Annotated in this window: 14 protein-coding genes and 1 other RNA gene; 5 read left to right on the top strand and 10 right to left on the bottom strand. The window is 51.4% G+C overall.

The window, feature by feature from the left end; translation table 11 throughout:
* The first annotated feature begins 111 nt into the window (after nt 1-111).
* From AC0IWZ_RS07735 to selO, 3 genes are all read left to right on the top strand, one after another.
* Nucleotides 112-1,086, top strand: coding sequence for a LacI family DNA-binding transcriptional regulator (locus AC0IWZ_RS07735; RefSeq protein ID WP_034494813.1), 975 nt, complete (start codon nt 112-114; stop codon nt 1,084-1,086).
* A 168-nt stretch (nt 1,087-1,254) separates the two neighbouring features.
* Entirely contained in the window at nt 1,255-1,980 is a 726-nt protein-coding gene (locus AC0IWZ_RS07740; RefSeq protein ID WP_471677695.1) for an EAL domain-containing protein, read from the top strand.
* 69 nt (nt 1,981-2,049) lie between these two features.
* The gene (gene selO / locus AC0IWZ_RS07745; protein WP_410372630.1) at nt 2,050-3,495 is read left to right on the top strand and encodes a protein adenylyltransferase SelO; all 1,446 of its coding nucleotides are present in this window, start codon (nt 2,050-2,052) and stop codon (nt 3,493-3,495) included.
* Between the two features lie 42 nt (nt 3,496-3,537).
* On the opposite strand, the gene AC0IWZ_RS07750 is transcribed toward selO, so the two are convergent.
* The 8 genes from AC0IWZ_RS07750 to ppsR form a co-directional block, all read right to left on the bottom strand.
* Nucleotides 3,538-4,317, bottom strand: a complete 780-nt coding sequence (locus AC0IWZ_RS07750) for a heme ABC transporter ATP-binding protein (RefSeq protein WP_471677694.1) — start codon at nt 4,315-4,317, stop codon at nt 3,538-3,540.
* Nucleotides 4,310-5,272 carry a FecCD family ABC transporter permease gene (locus AC0IWZ_RS07755; protein WP_471679076.1) on the bottom strand — a complete coding sequence of 321 codons (963 nt, stop codon included), beginning with the start codon at nt 5,270-5,272 and terminating at the stop codon, nt 4,310-4,312. The genes AC0IWZ_RS07750 and AC0IWZ_RS07755 overlap by 8 nt, the downstream gene beginning before the upstream one ends.
* Nucleotides 5,273-5,307: 35 nt before the next feature.
* A complete protein-coding gene (locus AC0IWZ_RS07760; RefSeq protein ID WP_471677692.1) occupies nt 5,308-6,123 on the bottom strand; it encodes a heme/hemin ABC transporter substrate-binding protein in 816 nt (271 codons plus the stop codon).
* A complete protein-coding gene (locus AC0IWZ_RS07765; RefSeq protein WP_471677691.1) occupies nt 6,120-7,151 on the bottom strand; it encodes a hemin-degrading factor in 1,032 nt (343 codons plus the stop codon). The genes AC0IWZ_RS07760 and AC0IWZ_RS07765 overlap by 4 nt, the downstream gene beginning before the upstream one ends.
* Before the next feature lie 9 nt (nt 7,152-7,160).
* On the bottom strand, nt 7,161-9,137 hold the full coding sequence (locus AC0IWZ_RS07770) for a TonB-dependent hemoglobin/transferrin/lactoferrin family receptor (protein ID WP_471677689.1): 1,977 nt from the start codon (nt 9,135-9,137) through the stop codon (nt 7,161-7,163).
* 93 nt (nt 9,138-9,230) lie between these two features.
* Complete coding sequence (hemP, locus tag AC0IWZ_RS07775) at nt 9,231-9,395, bottom strand: hemin uptake protein HemP (RefSeq protein WP_115629195.1); 165 nt, start codon at nt 9,393-9,395, stop codon at nt 9,231-9,233.
* Nucleotides 9,396-9,618: 223 nt separating this feature from the next.
* On the bottom strand, nt 9,619-10,665 hold the full coding sequence (aroH, locus tag AC0IWZ_RS07780; RefSeq protein ID WP_471677688.1) for a 3-deoxy-7-phosphoheptulonate synthase AroH: 1,047 nt from the start codon (nt 10,663-10,665) through the stop codon (nt 9,619-9,621).
* A gap of 159 nt (nt 10,666-10,824) precedes the next feature.
* The gene (gene ppsR, locus AC0IWZ_RS07785) at nt 10,825-11,658 is read right to left on the bottom strand and encodes a posphoenolpyruvate synthetase regulatory kinase/phosphorylase PpsR (RefSeq protein ID WP_034494827.1); all 834 of its coding nucleotides are present in this window, start codon (nt 11,656-11,658) and stop codon (nt 10,825-10,827) included.
* Between the two features lie 289 nt (nt 11,659-11,947).
* Here ppsR and ppsA point away from each other — a divergent pair, with 289 nt between their 5' ends.
* A complete protein-coding gene (gene ppsA, locus AC0IWZ_RS07790) occupies nt 11,948-14,359 on the top strand; it encodes a phosphoenolpyruvate synthase (protein ID WP_471677687.1) in 2,412 nt (803 codons plus the stop codon).
* A gap of 137 nt (nt 14,360-14,496) precedes the next feature.
* Here the strand turns inward: ppsA and AC0IWZ_RS07795 are convergent, their stop codons facing one another.
* Entirely contained in the window at nt 14,497-15,894 is a 1,398-nt protein-coding gene (locus tag AC0IWZ_RS07795; protein WP_471677686.1) for a glycoside-pentoside-hexuronide (GPH):cation symporter, read from the bottom strand.
* 321 nt (nt 15,895-16,215) lie between these two features.
* On the opposite strand from AC0IWZ_RS07795, the gene AC0IWZ_RS07800 reads away from it, so the two are divergent.
* A complete protein-coding gene (locus AC0IWZ_RS07800; RefSeq protein WP_471677685.1) occupies nt 16,216-18,591 on the top strand; it encodes a glycoside hydrolase family 3 N-terminal domain-containing protein in 2,376 nt (791 codons plus the stop codon).
* 3 nt (nt 18,592-18,594) lie between these two features.
* On the opposite strand, the gene rprA is transcribed toward AC0IWZ_RS07800, so the two are convergent.
* An RNA gene (gene rprA / locus AC0IWZ_RS07805) (antisense sRNA RprA) lies at nt 18,595-18,701 on the bottom strand.
* Nucleotides 18,702-18,707 lie beyond the last annotated feature (6 nt).

Here is an 18,707-nt window from a genome sequence, read left to right on the forward strand (position 1 = left end):
AGCAAATGGCCCTAAACGTGACTCCCTTCCGCAATTCCGTGGTTAACCCAGGCGCTAATGATAATTTCAGGTAATATCTGGGTGCATTTCGCCCCCTTGAAAGGATAGTTCATGGTTACTCTGGAAGATGTTGCCGCCAGCGCAGGTGTATCCCGGGCAACCGTTTCACGCGTCGTGAATGGCGATACTAAAGTTAAATCGCAGACGCGTATCAAAGTTGAAGCCGCCATTGTTGAGTTGGGTTACTCCCCAAATCCCGCCGCTCGTGCGTTAGCGTCGAGCCAAAGTCATACACTCGGTTTAGTCACCACGTCGTATCGCGGCGGATTCTTTGGTGCCTTAATGGACACCGTACAAAGTGAAGCTGAACTAAATGGTAAGCAATTGTTGGTAACGCAAGGGCGAGATACGGCTGAGAAAGAACTCAATGCCATTCAGCGGCTGTTTAATCTGCGCTGCGACGGGCTGGTATTACACGTTCGCGCCATCAGCGATGAAACGCTGAATCAACTGGCGGAACAAGAAAAGAAATTTATCATATTAGACCGGGACGTTCCAGGCCTCGAACCGCGTTGCGTGGTGTTTGATCATCGTGCCGCGAGTGCCTGCGCCACCCAGGTATTTATTGATGCTGGGCATACTAAAATTGCCTGTCTGCACGGGCCGGTAAGCCGTTCTTCAAGTTTACTGCGCAGGCAAGGTTTTATTGATGTCATGGACCGGTCAAACATCGAACCTGTTGCGATTCTGGGGGGCGAGTATGATATGCCCAGCGGCTATCAACTGGCCGCGCAACTGCTTGAAAATACGCAGCCGACGGCAATATATTGTTGTAACGAAGAACTGGCGATTGGCGCGATGCTGGCTATCACCGAACGCGGGTTGCGAATTCCCCAGGATATCTCACTTATATGTTATGACAGTGGGGAACGAGCCGCATTTGTCCGCCCTGCAATTACCAGCGTCCATTTTCCGATAAGTGAAATGGCCCGCTTCGCTATCCGTAAATTATTGGACTCTCATTGTGAGAATGAATCTTTTTCTCCCGAGATAATCCATCGCGATTCAGTTCGTGTTATTCGCTAAAACTGGCGATAGTCAGATAACCAGGATAATATAAAATAAATTCAAAGATAATTCTGATACAGACTCAGGGACGAACTTGCGCTTAATACTTTTAAAATCAATCCAGTTAATGCTGGATGATCATCGTGCTGCGATGCCATCCACTCCTTTAGATACGCGGCTGGTATCATGATCCTGGAACTCGAAATACTGTATCGCTCAGACTTTTATTTTCAACCCGTTTACTTGCCTGATGGTAAGGTTTTAGGTATTGAATTATTACTTAATTTTGTTGGTGTTGACGCTCCAGTGCGTATTCCAACTGAATTAGTGAACTCGACAATTACACCAGAACAGCAATTACAATTATTCAAAGAACAAATAGAATTACTCGAAAACTATCAAGAATTCTTTAAGGCTCAAAATATAGTTGTCTGGGTGAATATAAGCGTGGTAATTGTTGATGCGGTTTTAGCCAGTACCGTGCTGCATTCCCGGTTGATGCAGCTTTCATTCATTGAATTCTCTATCAATGAGAACTTTCCCGAGTTAAATCTTGGCAATGAAAATGCCAGGCTAATGGCAATGACTAAGCATTTTCCATTAGCGTTGGCTAATTTTGGTGCTGGAATTGCGACCACTAAACCGATTTTCGACGGTTTATTTAAGCGTGTGTTTTTGGATAAAGTGTTTATTCATAAACAAATTAAACAACGTTCTTTTGAGCCTTTTATGATGGCATTACTGGCGCAGCTTTCGCCGTTTTGCCAGACTCTGGTGATTAACGGTGTTGATGAAGATACTGCTCGCCAGAAAGTGCTTTCATTATCGGACTTTGCTATGCAGGGGAATTACTGGCCCGCTATTCCCTCAAACGCGCTGATAGACTGGCTTCATCCTTATTCTCTGCATTAAGAGAATACCCCTGCCAATGTGCCGTGTTTAAAACTTCACACAAGCACTACACTATCGGCAGGAGGTTCCATGACCAATAAACCTGTATTCAACAATAGCTGGCACGATGAATTGCCCGGCTTCTATACGGCTCTTAAGCCAACACCGCTGCATAATGCGCGTTTGTTTTACCATAACCGCCCTCTGGCCGATGATCTGGGTCTGGATGATTCATTGTTTGATGCAGCCCACACGGGTATCTGGAGCGGTGAAACCCTGTTGCCGGGAATGCAGCCTTTGGCACAAGTGTACAGCGGGCACCAGTTTGGCGTCTGGGCGGGACAGCTTGGCGACGGACGCGGTATTTTGCTCGGCGAACAGCAGTTAGCGGACGGGCGTAAATTCGACTGGCACCTTAAAGGGGCGGGATTAACGCCTTATTCGCGCATGGGCGATGGCCGCGCGGTGCTGCGTTCAACGGTTCGCGAGTTCCTTGCGAGTGAAGCCATGCACGGGTTAGGCGTTCCGACCACGCGTGCGCTCAGTATTGTCACCAGCGAAACGCCGGTACAACGTGAAACTACCGAACAAGGTGCGATGATGATTCGCGTGGCGCAAAGTCATGCTCGCTTCGGCCACTTTGAGCATTTCTACTATCGTCGGGAACCGCAAAAAGTCCAGCAACTGGCGGATTACGTGATTGCCCATCACTGGCCGCATCTGGTTGATGAAGCCGATAAATACCCGCTTTGGTTCCGTGATGTTGTCGAACGTACAGCGCAAATGATTGCCCACTGGCAAACTATTGGTTTCGCTCATGGCGTAATGAATACCGACAATATGTCGATTCTTGGACTGACGATGGATTACGGCCCGTATGGTTTCCTCGATGATTATCAGCCCGATTTTATCTGCAACCATTCTGACCATCAGGGGCGTTACGCTTTTGATAATCAACCTGCGGTTGGGCTGTGGAATCTGCAACGTCTCGCGCAAACGCTGTCACCGTTTATTTCTGTGGAGTGGTTAAACGAGTTGCTCGATCATTATCAATTCGCGCTAATGAAAGCTTTCGGTGAGTTAATGCGTGGGAAACTGGGGCTGTTAACCGAGCAAACGGCGGATAACGAAATTCTCACCGAGCTATTCGGGCTGATGGCCAAAGAAGGGAGTGATTACACGCGCACATTCCGCATGTTAAGCCTGACCGAACAAAACTCTGCCAGCTCTCCGCTGCGTGATGAATTTATCGACCGCGCAAGTTTTGATAACTGGTTTACTCGTTATCGCACCCGTTTGCAGGCCGAACAGGTCAGTGACGAACAGCGTCAACAAGCGATGAAAGCCGCAAACCCTTCAATCGTGTTGCGTAACTGGTTGGCACAACGGGCAATTGATGCCGCAGATAAAGGGGATGTGAGTGTGCTGGCACAACTGCATGAAGCACTGCGCCAGCCATTTGCTGAACATTCTGCTGATTTGACCCAACGCCCGCCGGACTGGGGCAAGCGGTTAGAAGTGAGTTGCTCAAGCTAACCGTTTTTGTCGGTCGTACAGCAGCGTCATCCGACAAAACGATCACTGCTGCAACCAAACCTGCGGCACCGGGTGTTCAGGATGACTGAACACCCGTAAATCGGCCTGATACCAGTGTTGTAAGATAGCCTCGTTCAACACTTCTTGCGGCGAACCACTCGCAACCAGTCGTCCTTCGTGCAACAGCACAATCCGGTCAGCCCACAGTGCGGCCAGGTTCAAATCATGCAGCACCACGCAAACCGATAATGTCCCCATCAACGATAACCGGCGCAGCAAACGCAGGATGTGTTGCTGATGATAGAGATCGAGTGCAGAAGTCGGTTCATCTAAAAACAGCCAGCCGTGGGGTTGACCGTTCTGCCACAATTGCGCCAGGGCGCGTGCGAGCTGGACGCGTTGTTGTTCACCGCCGGAAAGCTGGCAAAAATCGCGCCCGGCGAGCGTATCGCATCCCGTCAGCGCCATCACTTCCTGAATGACCGCTTTTGTCTCTTTTTCCGGCCACGGCGCACGTCCCATGGCGATGACATCTTCGACCGCCCAACTAAACGCCATGCCGCCGCGCTGGCGCATCACCGCGCGTTTGCGCGATAACGCATCGCCAGACCATTCATGTAACGGGCGTCCGTCCAGGGAAATATAGCCGCTTTCCGGCAGTTGAAAACCGGTAAGCACACGGAGTAGCGTGGATTTCCCTGCACCATTTGGGCCGATTAGCGCGACCACTTCGCCCGCCGCCAGCGTCAGATTAATATCATCAAGCAGCTTTCTAACGCCTGAGCGTAGCGTGACGTTTCGCGCCAGGAGTAAATCAGCCATCTGTTTCTCTCCGTTGGCGGAAAATTAATGCCAGGAACCACGGGCCGCCGAGCAGGCTGGTCAGCAAACCTACCGGCATTTCCGCAGGGGCAACCAGTGTGCGGGCGAGGGTGTCCGCCACCAGTAATAACATTGCTCCTGCCAGTACAGAACCCGGGATCAGCCAGCGATGATCGGCCCCGAGCCACATCCGCATCAGATGCGGAACCACCAGGCCAACGAAACCAATCACGCCACTCACGGCAACCGCTGCCGCCACCAGCAATGCGCTTAGAATCAGCAACTGACGCTGCGTTTTTTTGACGTCCACGCCCAGGTAATGGGCTTCTTCGTCACCCAGTTGCAAAAGATTAAGGCGTCTGGACGTAAACGCGATAGCCACTGAAGCCGGAAGAATAAACGAAGCGGTGGCCAGTAACGTTGACCACTGTGCCTGCCCAAGACTGCCCATCCCCCAAAGCGACAACTGGCGCAGCTGCGCATCGTTGCTTATCCAGGAAAGAACTCCCACCGCCGCACCGCATAACGCATTAATCGCGATACCGACTAACAGCAGGCGCGAAAGGCTATTGTTGCCCTGGCGGCTCAGGAAGAAAATCACCAAAGTGACGGCGAGGCTACCCAAAAATGCGGCAAGCATCGGAACATACAACGCCAATACAACGGGCAAGGCGAAGGGCATGACGACCGAAAAACCGACCGCCAGTGCCGCACCGCTGCTTATCCCGAGCAAGCCAGGGTCCGCAAGCGGGTTACGAAACAGTCCCTGCATCACGCAACCTGAAAGCGCCAGTGCGCCGCCTACCAGCGTTGCCAGCAGCACGCGAGGCAGGCGAATATTGAGCCAGATATGGCGCAATGCGTCGTCCTGGACTTGCCACAAAACGGCAATGGAAAGCCGCATGGCACCTAAATTGGCGGCAACTAAAGACAGCGCTAACAACGCCAAAACCATGGCGAACAGGGCGCGTTGAGGCAGGGGCCGACGTATCAAGGCAATTGCTCCGCTTTATGACGTAATGCAAGAATCGCATCCGGTGTTTGCAGGCCAAAACCCAGCAGTGCCATATCATCCACCACTAATAGCTGGCGGTTTTTCCCGGCAGGGGTTTGCGCAAGCCCCGGTAACTTCCAGACGTTATCTTCACCGCCCAGTGTTTTCACGCCGTCGGCAGTGACCAGCACCAGTTGTGGCTGGCTGGCAATCACACCTTCCTGCGACATGGGCTGGTAACGTTTGAAACCTTGCATCGCATTTTGCAAACCAGCGGCATGAATTGCGGCATCTGCCGCAGTTTCTTGCCCGGCAGCCATCGCAGTCATGCCGCCATGACTCATGATAAACAGCACTTTTACCGGCAGTGGTTTTTCAGGAATCGCCGCCAGCCTGGTATGGACTTGCTGGCGCAAAGCGTCGCCCTGGGCCGTTTTTCCCATGGCCTGCGCGACCGCAGAAATCTTGTCATCAATCCCATCCAGCGAATTTGCGGCGGGAATCGTCACGACTTTGACGTGGCTGCTGGCAACCTGCTCCAGCGCAAGTGAGGGTTTCGCCTGCGCGCTCGCCAGCACCAACGTTGGGCGCATGGCCAAAATCCCCTCGGCATTAAGCTGACGCATATAGCCAACGTCAGGCAGTTTGGTTGCCGCAGCCGGATGCAGACTGGTGCTGTCACGAGCGACTAACTGGTCGCTCGCACCTAATGCATAGGCAATTTCTGTCACGTCACCGCCAATTGCTACCACCCGTTCACTGGCGGTGACAACCACAGGCATTGCAAGCAGGGCAATTAGCCAGCGTTTCATGCGGCCAGCCCTTTACTTACCAGCGCCTCAAGCTGAGTGCGCCACTGTTGTTGCTCCGGTTCGCCTTCAGTACGTTGGCCGTAAAGTTGAGCGATTTGCGTGCCATCGGCGGCAAACAATTCAAGGCTGGTAACAAAACCGTCGCCGCTTGGCTTACGTGTGATCCAGCTTTCAGCGATGGTGTCAGCCAGCAAGTGCAGCGTGAATTGTGGGTTGAAAATGTTAATCCAGTTCTCCATCGGCACGACTTTTTCAACCACGCCGGTGAAAATCTGCACGCTGCCCTTGTTACCAACAAACACCATGATTTCGTTTTTGTCTTGCTTAGCCATCGCCAGCAGTTGTGAAAGTGCGCTGTTATCAACCTGGCACGCCAGGTCTTCTGCGACCAGTCGGAACGCTTGTTGGCGCGTAAGCTGGTGGCGTTTGAGCAGCCCGAAGAACTGATGCACGTCACGCATGGCGCGCCATTCGTCTTCAACCAGGCGGCCATCAACAGCTGGCGTTATGACACTTTCTTCCGCCGCTTGCAGTTCAAGCTCCGGGTTGTCAGCATAAATATACGTCGCGAGAACCTGGCCCCAGGCTGCAAAATCCGTGTTGTCAGTGGTGTAAACCTTCAGCAGTGCATCGCCCTGATGGTCAAAGAATTGAATGCTTTGACGTTCACCGCGGGCAGTTTCCTCGCGAACGTGGAAGGCGAAAGCCCACTGATTCAGGAACAGGCGCAAGTCCAGCGCTCGAGGGTTAAGAACCAGCCCGGCGTGACCGTGCAATTGCTGGTTTTCGAAGCGCCCGATGTGCTCATGTACCGCATATTCATTCCGGCAGATGGACTTAATTTCACCCACGCTCTCCAGAGAGGTGAGGATGTCGCGCACTTCGCCTTTCAAGCGCCAGGCATCATGCCCGACGCGGGCATGAGTTAATTCGGCTTCGCTGATATTCATCAGTTTTGCTATGTCGCGAGCATATTTTTTAGGGTTCTGTTGTTTTAGCTGCAACCAGTTTTCATAACGCTGAGTCATATTGCTTCCTTACCATTGATAACTAACGAAGATTTTGCCATTACGGCCATCTTGAGGGAGCCCCTGTGGCGACCAGTATTCCTTATCAAAGGCGTTACCCAGTACCAGGGAAGTGGTTAGCCCGCGCAACTGCTGCTGGCCGGTATAACTGATATAGAAATCATTCACGCCATAGCCAGGCTGCGGGCTATAGCTGCTGCTGATATGCGTGGAACTTTCAGCAAATGTGCCAACCCAGCCCACGGAAAAGCCGCTTTGTGCAACGGGAACGTCAAGAATGCTGGTGACGGTGTCCGGATTCAGACTTGAAATCCACTCGCCGGTGTCGGTGTCTTTCCCGCGGGTGCGGTTATAAGCCAGATCCAGGCTGAACCAGGCGCTAGTGTATTTCGCTGTCATATCCCAGCCCCAAATTTTTGCGTTAGGGACGTTGTAAGACATGGTGGTCGCGCGGGCGAAATCGACGGTAGTTGAAATATAGTCTTCCGCTTTGGTATCGAAGTAGCTGGCTTTGAATTCAATGCCGTCGTCAGCCAGCATTAAATCGTCGAAGCGCAGGCCGAAACCGTATTCCTGAGTTTCGTTGGTTTCAGGGCGCAGGTTAGGGTTCGGCACCCAATAGTTGGTGTAACGGGAACCAATCGAGAAGTGTTTCGCATCGTTATACATTTCGCCCATCGTCGGGGCGCGGAAGGCTTGTGCGTAAGAACCGAACAACATCAGCCAGTCGGTTGGCGTTATGGACAGTGCGCCGCGAGATGACCATTCGTCAGCATTCACATCCTGATAGCCGTCGCTGCTGCCGCTGTAATCGTCATAACGCGTACCCGCGAGAATAGAAACAGGCAGGTCACGCAGGGTGATTTCATCCTGCAACCAGCCAGAGCCGAAGTCGATATTGGCCTGTGGGAAGCCGGTTGCGTTGCCGCCTGGTTTTTGATCCTGGCGGTAATATTCACCACCATAAGTCAGCAAATGTGCGGCGAAGCTGTCGGTAAACAGGCGGCTGCGGTTTTCAAGTTTGCCGCCCGTTGTGGTCTGTTTGCGGAATTCAGACTCATCGGTTTGACCCTGGGCATTAATACGCGCTTCGGACCAGTAAGCGGTGGCATCAGTATTCAGCCAGTCACTTTGCTCCGGCCCGATATGGTATTTCACCTGCGCGTCACGCTGGATGGTTGAGCGATCAACCATCGGATTGCTTGGGTCAGCAGTCGTCGTTTGCGGGTTTTTGGGTTCACGAGCGGCATTGTTGTAGTAACGCAGAGAGCCACCCAGAGATTGCGCCGGGTCGATATACCACGTGCCTTTGGTCAGGAAGTTGCTGATGCTTTCATCGTTAGGGGCCGTTTCACCGTCGCTCTGGCGAATATCACCCCGATCGCGGCTTGACCAGGCCACCAGGCCGTCAAGATTGTCGGTGCGGCCAAATGCACTGGCACCCATGCCAACGCTGTGGTCGCCAGTGGCTCCTGTTCCAAATACGCGGTATCCGCTGTTTTGGCCTTCGTACAGCAAATCGCTGGCATCAGCGGTTTCATATGAGATTACCCCGCCTAACGCACCGCTGCCGTAGAGCAGAGCAGAAGGGCCACGCACCACTTCGATACGTTTGATCAACGCAGGATCGATAAACGTGCTGTTGAGGTGCCCGGTGTCAGTTCCCTGACGGACGCCGTCAACCAGCATCAACACACCACGGCGGTCATAACCACGCATATTGATGTCCTGACCGTTGGTGCGACCGGAGCCGGAAACGGTAATCCCCGGGACTTTACGCAACATATCAGCGGCAGAAGAGGCGGTCTGGCCTTCAGGAGTATCGCCATCAATGACGGTAACCATCATTGGCGCTTCGAACGTGCTGCGTTGGTTTCCCGTGGCGACAACGGTCATTTGATCGTCTTTTGCACTGGCGGGCAGGGCAGAAAATACCGCAACAGTCAGTAATGACAGACGGAATCCGACTGTGTGTAAAGCAGGCATGCGCAAATCTCCATAAGAAAATTAAAAGCGCTGGCTGCCTGGGGATGGTGAAAAACCTGGGTGGCTTGCGTAGTCGTAAGGCTATTTTTTTGTTTACTTGGTCAGGATTAACTTTCCTGCCTGGGTCTGACGTAATTGATATTGTTGGCCTTCGTGGACAATTACCACACGCCCGTCAGGGCCGAGCAAGGCTTTACTGTCTATCTGACGGGGAACGGTCGCAGATTGCGAATTCGTAGGGGCGAATGTTTTATCCATGTTTCACTCTGTATACAAATGACAATCAATGTAACAATGATAATCATTATCAATAAACTGTGTTTCATCATCAAGTGTTATTTGTAAGAAATTTGTGAATGGATCAATTTTGGGGAAGGATTGCTTTTCTCCTTCTCCTGGGGGATGAGGGGATCAGAGAAAATGTTCAGGTATCGGACGCCCTCACCCTGGCCCTCTCCCCCAGGAGAGGGGACTCGAAAAATCAGAAGCGACTGTCTGTTGCGTCAGCCAGCATATCAAGCAATGTCTCAGTATCTTCCCAGCTCAGACAAGGGTCGGTAATCGACTGACCATAAACCAATGGCTGCCCGGCAACGATTTTCTGTGTGCCTTCGCGAATAAAACTTTCAGCCATAACACCGGCAATCGCGCGGGAACCATTGCGAATTTGGTTACACACGTTTTCGCACACTTCTAGCTGGCGACGGTGCTGTTTCTGGCAGTTGCCGTGGCTGAAATCAATGACCAATTGTTCTGGTAAATCAAACTCATGCAGGCTATCGCAAGCGGCGGCAATATCGGCTGCGTGGTAGTTCGGCTGCTTGCCGCCGCGCATAATGATATGGCCGTACGGATTACCGCTGGTCTGGTAAATGGTCATCTGACCGTTTTTATCCGGCGACAGGAACATGTGGCTGGCGCGTGCAGCACGAATGGCATCAACAGCAATACGCGTATTGCCATCGGTGCCATTTTTGAAGCCAACCGGGCAGGAAAGTGCTGAGGCCATTTCACGGTGAATCTGGCTTTCAGTGGTTCGCGCACCAATCGCGCCCCAGCTAATTAAATCGGCAATATATTGGCCTGTGACCATATCGAGGAATTCGGTGGCGGTCGGCACGCCCAGCTCGTTCACTTGCAGCAGTAAACGGCGAGCCTGCTCAATGCCGTGATTCACACGATAGCTGCCGTTTAAATCAGGATCGGAAATCAAACCTTTCCAGCCAACCACGGTGCGCGGCTTCTCGAAATATGTCCGCATGACAATTTCAAGGCGATGCTGGTGTTTTTCACGCGCAGTTTGCAGGCGTTGCGCGTAATCCATCGCCGCATCCAGGTCGTGGATTGAGCAAGGGCCAACAATCACCAGTAAGCGATTGTCTTCGCCATTGAGGATTTTTTCGATACGACGACGCGCGGCAGTCACATTTTGCGCAACGTCCTGGGAAACCGTCAGGCGCTGTGCCAGTTCCGCAGGTGTTACCAGACTGTCGATGCGCGCGGTGCGCAATTCATCTGTTTTGTTCATTGGGTGTCTCAGAAAATTTGTCTTCAGCTCGGCAGGAATACCGGGAAGTGATGGCAGTCACGATAAACCAATTTATGTTGAATTCAACCGTAAAACTGAATCGTAACCACCAGATTGCGTACACCCTACCATACAAAATTGCACCTTTGAACTAGTTTGTTAGTACATGCGACGATTCAATCCCATGATATCGAGGATCTTAGTTGCCATCTCTTCCACCGAATAATTGGTGCTGTTGAGATAGCGAATCTGGTTTTTGCGAAACAGCGCTTCAACTTCGGCAACTTCAAGACGGCACTGGCGCATGGAGGCGTAACGGCTATTTTCACGGCGTTCTTCGCGAATCGCCGCGAGGCGCTCAGGATTGATTGTCAGGCCGAAAAGCTTATGTTGCAGCGGCTTAAGCACAGCAGGGAGTTGAATATTATCCATATCATCGGCAATAAACGGATAGTTTGCCGCCCGGATACCAAATTGCATTGCGAGGTACAAACTGGTCGGGGTTTTGCCGCAGCGCGAAACGCCGAGCAAAATCACTTGTGCCTGGTCGAGGTTGCGCATCGAAATGCCGTCATCATGCGCGAGTGTGTAATCAATCGCGGCGATACGCGCATCGTATTTAATTAAGTTGCCCGGATTCAGGCCGTGAGTACGGTGGGCAATGGGCGTCGGTTCAAGCTTCAATTCTTGCTGCAAAGGGGCGACTAACGCTTGCACGATATCCTGACAAAAACCTTCACTTTGCAAAATAATGTCGCGAATTTCCGGGATGACGATGGAGTAAAACACCAGCGGACGAACACCAGATTTTAGGTAAAGGGCATTGATTTGCTCCTTCACGGCATTCGCCCGGCTTTCGTTTTCGACAAACGGCAGCGTAATACTGTTAATCGCAACCGGAAACTGCGACATCACCGCATGTCCGAGCACTTCGGCGGTAATGGCGGTGCCATCGGAGATATAAAAAACTTGTCTGTCTGCCGCGTTATCCATTTATTGTCCCTGATATTTATTCGTCAATTTCCTAAAGCATAAATTAAAACAACACACTTCGGGATCATACTCATCTCAAAATTAAAAATGAAACGTAGTTTTTATTTTTAATGAAATGCACGGTTCATTTTTACTCTTTCTTTAAACCATTATTAATATAGGGATTAAATTAAGAATCAAGGGTTTATGCAAAATGTAAATATATCTGAAAAATTCAAATTTTTATTTTGCTTGAACGATTCACCTGTTTTATTCCCTCATCTAATTATGCCAATCTAAAAAGGATGTAATGTATTTCTCATTCATATATCACAAAAGGATTGTTTCGATGTCCAACTCGTCACCGCTGGTGCTTTGGTACAACCAACTCGGCATGAATGATGTAGACAGGGTCGGGGGCAAAAATGCCTCTCTGGGTGAAATGATTACTAACCTTTCTGGTATGGGTGTTTCCGTGCCGAATGGTTTTGCCACCACGGCCGAAGCGTTTAACTTGTTTCTTGACCAAAGTGGGGTGAACCAGCGTATTTATGAGCTGCTGGATAAAACGGATATTGATGATGTCACTGAGCTTGCAAAAGCAGGTGCGCAAATCCGCCAATGGATAATCGACACGCCTTTCCAGCCTGAGCTGGAAAAAGCCATTCACGATGCCTACGAACAACTTTCCTCTGACGATGCTGATGCTTCTTTCGCCGTGCGTTCCTCAGCGACAGCCGAAGATATGCCGGATGCATCGTTTGCCGGACAACAAGAAACTTTCCTCAATGTGCAAGGATATGACGCGGTATTGATTGCCGTGAAACACGTCTTTGCTTCGTTGTTTAACGACCGCGCTATCTCTTATCGCGTTCACCAGGGTTATGACCACCGTGGTGTGGCGCTTTCCGCTGGTGTGCAACGCATGGTGCGTTCAGATCTCGCGTCTTCCGGCGTGCTGTTCTCCATCGACACTGAATCTGGTTTCGACCAGGTGGTGTTTATCACCTCCGCTTATGGCCTGGGTGAAATGGTGGTGCAGGGCGCAGTCAACCCGGACGAATTCTACGTTCACAAACCGACACTTGCGGCGGGTAAACCGTCGATTGTGCGTCGTAATATGGGTTCTAAAAAAATCCGGATGGTGTACGCGCCAAGTCAGGAGCATGGCAAGCAGGTGCGTATCGAAGATGTGCCGCAGGCCGATCGCGATAAGTTCTCTATCACACCGGAAGAAGTGCAGGAACTGGCGAAGCAAGCGGTGCAAATCGAGAAGCACTACGGCCGCCCGATGGATATCGAGTGGGCTAAAGATGGGCATACGGGCAAGCTGTTTATCGTCCAGGCTCGTCCGGAAACCGTGCGTTCTCAGGGCCAGGTGATGGAGCGTTATCAGCTTCATTCTCAAGGCAAAATCATTGCTGAAGGACGTGCCATCGGCCATCGCATTGGTGCGGGTCCGGTGAAAGTGATTCACGACATCAGCGAGATGAATCGCATCCAGCCAGGCGACGTGCTGGTGACCGACATGACTGACCCGGACTGGGAACCTATCATGAAAAAGGCCGCCGCGATTGTCACCAACCGGGGCGGGCGTACCTGCCATGCGGCGATTATTGCCCGTGAACTGGGAATTCCTGCGGTAGTGGGTTGCGGCGACGCGACAGAACGCATGGCCGACGACCAGAATGTGACCGTTTCCTGCGCCGAGGGCGACACCGGCTATGTTTACCAGGAATTGCTGGATTTCAGCATCAAAAGTTCCACCGTCGATACCATGCCGGACCTGCCGCTGAAAATCATGATGAACGTCGGCAACCCTGACCGTGCATTTGATTTTGCCTGCCTGCCGAACGAAGGCGTGGGTCTTGCGCGTCTGGAGTTCATCATCAACCGTATGATTGGCGTGCATCCACGTGCGTTGCTGGAATTTGATCAGCAAGAACCTGCTTTGCAAAACGAAATCCGTGAAATGATGAAAGGCTATGACGATCCGGGTGAGTTTTATGTCGGTCGCCTGACCGAAGGGATTGCCACATTGGGCGCGGCTTTCTGGCCGAAGCGCGTGATTGTGCGTCTTTCTGATTTCAAATCTAACGAATACGCCAACCTGGTCGGCGGCGAGCGTTATGAGCCGGAAGAAGAGAACCCAATGCTCGGTTTCCGTGGCGCAGGCCGTTATATTGCCGACAGCTTCCGTGAGTGCTTCGCGCTGGAATGTGCGGCGATGAAACGCGTGCGCAACGAAATGGGCCTGACTAACGTTGAAGTGATGGTGCCGTTCGTGCGCACCGTGGCGCAGGCCAAAGCCGTGGTTGAAGAGCTGGAGCGTCAGGGACTGAAACGTGGAGAAAACGGACTGAAAATCATCATGATGTGTGAGATCCCATCGAACGCTTTGTTGGCTGATGAGTTCTTGCAATACTTCGATGGTTTCTCAATCGGTTCAAACGACATGACTCAGTTGGCTCTCGGTCTGGATCGCGACTCCGGCGTGGTTTCCGAGCTGTTTGATGAGCGTAACGACGCGGTGAAAGCGCTGCTGTCGATGGCGATCAAAGCGGCGAAGAAACAGGGTAAATACGTTGGGATTTGTGGTCAGGGTCCATCGGACCATGAAGATTTTGCCGCGTGGTTGATGGAAGAGGGGATAGACAGTCTTTCTCTGAACCCGGATACCGTGGTGCAAACCTGGCTGAGTCTGGCGGAAGCGAATAAGTAAAAAAAGGCTCCTCATCATTGAGGAGCCTTTAATATTCGTAGGTCGGATAAGTTGCAGGGTGGCTAAGCGCCAGCGTCATCCACCATTGTCGTCGATTATGTCGAGGGCGCTGCGCTTGCCGACCTACCAATCGTTTATTACAAAGCTCCTGGCGTCATCACTCCAGTGACTTTACTTTCGGTCTGGAATTTCCCTTCACGCAGATCGCTGACTACAATATTCATTCTTTCTTCGGTTAATTTATAATAACGAATCGAGATTGCGGTAATTAAGTAGAAAATAGCCGGTAACACCGTAAACAGAATCAACACGCCCTGTACGGCTTCAGCAGATTGCTGTTCTACGCCCGCCTGATACCCAAACGCCGCCAGACCCCAACCCGTTAATGCGCCACCAATTGCCACGCCCAATTTAATAATGAAGATATTCGCGGCGACGTTCATGCCTGTAATACGGCGCTGGGTTTTCCATTCGCCATAGTTATTGGCATCGGTAATCATCGACCATTGCAGAGGGGCATTAATGCCTTGCAAAATATTAAGGAAAATATGCACCAGGAAGGCTGGAATCCAGTAGTTAGTCGGTAATACCAGGAATAATAACCCTACTAATGCGCTAAGGACGTTAATCCAGATAGAAGCCCGGATTTTACACATCCAGCCGCCGAGGTGTTTGGCAAATAAGCTGCCAAATACAGCGGCTATTGTGGTGGCGAGCATAAACATAGAAATAATGCCACTGCCCTGATTAAGGATATATTGCACGAAGTAAACTAACAGGCTACCGCGCACGACAACACCGCACAGCATTGCAAGGTTATAAACCGACAAAATACGCCACTGATCGTTTTTCAATAAAACTTTCACGTCGCGCATAATATTCAGGTTTTCTTCTTTGACTGGCGTAATACGCTCGCGGGTCGTCAAGAAGCAAACCAGGAACATTATGCAGCCAATCACGCCAAAGATACCCATTGCCCACTGCATCCCCGCCGCTCTGTCTGTTGGAGAAATAAAATCAGCCAGCGGAAGAATCAGTGCAGTACCCATCGCACCGCCGATTGGCGCGATAGCGAAACGCCAGGACTGCAAAGAGAGGTTCTCTTGTGGGTCAGAAGTAATGGCGGCACCCAGCGAGCAATAGGGAATATTAATCGCTGTGTACATTAGCGTCATAAATATATATGCGAGGACGGCATAAACAATTTTACCGGTTTGTTCAAAGTCTGGTGTTGAATAAACCAGCACGCAACTGACAGCGAAGGGTACGCAGATAATCAATAACCATGGGCGGAAACGCCCCCAACGGCTTTTGGTTTGATCGGCAATGGCACCCATAATAGGGTCGGTAATCGCATCCAGGACTCTGACCACTAAAAACAATGTCCCCATTACTGCCGGGGGCAAGCCATAAATATTGGTATAAAAATAAGCCAGGATAGCGACGGAGGAATCAAAAACGATGTGACTTGCCGCATCGCCAAGGCCAAACCCCAGTTTTTCTTTGTTGGTAATCTTTTCTGCCAGTACCGACATACATTCACCTTTATTAAAATCCCGAATATGCCAGTAGTTATATGTTGTGAATGTTGTCAGGAGTATTGTAATTTTTCATTTGTGTTTTATGTTTCTTATCAAATGTGACGGAGTTATCTCTTATCCCCCTCGCTTTGCACTGAAATAGATTTGTGCTCACTATATTTTTGAATCCCGTCACAGTTATGGCTAAAAACTAAAAAACGTAATCTGGCTGGTTATTCTGGCAATTGTTCCCTGTGCTATTCATCACTCATATTGATGATTAGATATCATATCCGCGACAGTCGCGCGGATGACCGAACTTGAAAGGGGAATATGATGCCAGCCATTTATAAGGACGCTCACCGCAAAATAAATGAACGTGTCAGCGATTTGCTGTCGCGTATGACGCCGGAAGAAAAATTTGCGCAAATGCATGCGTACTGGCTGATTTTACAAAGCGACGGTAATCATCGTGAACGTACCGATTTGAGCGATGAGTTTTCCGGTGTCACAGAACAAGCGGCATTGACTGAGCGCCTTAAACTTGGCATCGGGCAGATTACCAGGCCGTTAGGCACGCATATTGTGGAGGCGAAAGAGGGCGTGCGTGCGGCCAACCGCTTACAGAAAACGCTGGTGGAAGAGACTCGCCTGGGTATTCCAGCGTTGTTTCATGAAGAGTGTTTAGTCGGTTTATTGTGCAAAGACGCGACGTTATTTCCCTCATCGCTAAATTATGGTTCGACCTGGGATTTAGACCTTGTTGAGCGCGCCGCTGCCGCGATTGGTGAAGAAGCCCGTTCAACGGGTTGCCACCAGGGGCTTGCGCCCGTGCTTGATGTTTCGCGCGATGTGCGTTGGGGGCGTACCGAAGAGACTTTAGGTGAAGACCCATGGCTGGTGGGGATGATGGCGACGCATTATGTCAACGGTTTGCAGGGCAAAAAACGTGACCTGCTGGCGACGCTCAAACATTACGTTGGCCATTCATTTAGCGAAGGCGCGCGTAATCATGCCCCGGTGCATCTGGGTTTTTGCGAGCTGAATGACATCTTCTTGCTACCGTTTGAAATGGCAGTGAAGCTGGCAAATGCCGGTTCGGTCATGCCGGCCTATCACGATATTGATAACCAGCCGGGGCATTCTGATGAATTCCTGATGACCACCGTTTTGCGTGAGCAGTGGGGCTTTGACGGGCTGATAGTGGCGGATTACGGCGGTGTGAGTTTGTTGCACCAGCATCATGGGATTTCGCACGATGCGGCAGAATCCGCGGCGCTGGCGTTTAACGCTGGCCTGGATGTGGAGTTGCCGAAAGATGACTGTGCCCGCCACCTCGCGCAAGCGGTGGAACGTGGCCTGATAACCATGGAAAAGATTGATGAAATTGTTAGTCGCGTACTGAAAGAGAAATTCCGCCTTGGCTTGTTTGAGCAGCCTTACCGGGATGAAAATGGCGTTGTGCTGCAAACGGAATCGACACGAAAAATTGCCCGCGACGTAGCAACGCGTTCCATGACTATGCTGGAAAACAACGGCGTTTTGCCTTTGCACGGCAAACCCCGCGTGGCAGTTATTGGCCCGACGGCTGATGACCCGCTGGCATTGCTGAGCGGTTATAGCTTCCCGGTGCATCTGATCATCAGCGATATGCTTGAGCAAACGTCGCAAGTGACCACGCCATTGCAAGCGCTGCGCGAGCAACTGGGCAGCGACAATGTTCACTACAGCAAAGGCTGCCATATTATCGAAAAACGCATGGCTGGCGCTCCGGTGTTCCCTGGCGACAGTGGCGGAAAACCGATGCAGTCATCGCCCGTTTCACACGATATTTCTTTGATTCCTGATGCGGTGAAAACAGCCGAACAAAGTGATGTAGTGGTGTTATGCGTGGGGGATTTATCCGGTTTGTTCCAGAGTGGCACCGTTGGCGAAGGCTCCGATACCGATAGCCTGGCGCTACCTGGCGTACAGCAACAATTACTCGATCAACTCATCGCGACAGGCAAACCGGTGGTCGTCGTGATGACCGGCGGGCGTCCGTATAATTTAGGTGGGCAGGAAGACAACGTTGCGGCATTGCTGATGGCCTGGGCACCGGGGCAAGAGGGCGGATACGCGATCGCCGATGTGCTTACCGGGCGCGCAGAACCCGGCGGGCGACTGGTGGTGTCCATCCCGAAAAGTGCCGGTGCCGTGCCGTATTACTACAACCATAAACTCAAAAGCGGCGGTACACCGTTCGCGTTCCATTTTGGCTCACGCTATCCGTTTGGCTTCGGTAAGACGTGGACGGAATTCGACTACAGCCCGCTACAAATTGAAAGCGATAGTGTCCCCAGCGACAGTGGCGTGGTGACGGTTAGCGTCATCGTTCGCAACAGCGGGACCGTCGCGGGCAGCGAAGTGGTGCAGCTTTATGTTCACGATAAAGTGGCGTCAATGGTGCGCCCGGTGCAAGAGTTGAAAGCCTTCCAGCGTGTTCATCTTGAACCTGGTGCCAGCGCTCGACTCACGTTCAGCATCCCAACCGATATGCTCAATTTCACTCGCCGTAATGGTGAACGCGTGGTGGAACCGGGCGAGTTTGAAATTCGTGTTGGTGCGTCGAGTGCGGATATCCGAAGCGCGGGTGTCGTACGGGTCACAGGTGAAACGCGGGTCATTACCGGTAAATGGCGGATGGTGAGTCATTGCGAGGTCGAAGACTGATCTACAAAAAAAAGCCCATCGTAGAGATGGGCAAAGACTACACACAGCAATTCGTTGTTTCACTCAGGGGATTTCCATGCTTATAAATCAATGCGTTGATTCATAGCCGTGAACTA

The organism is Buttiauxella sp. AC142 (assembly GCF_979253435.1).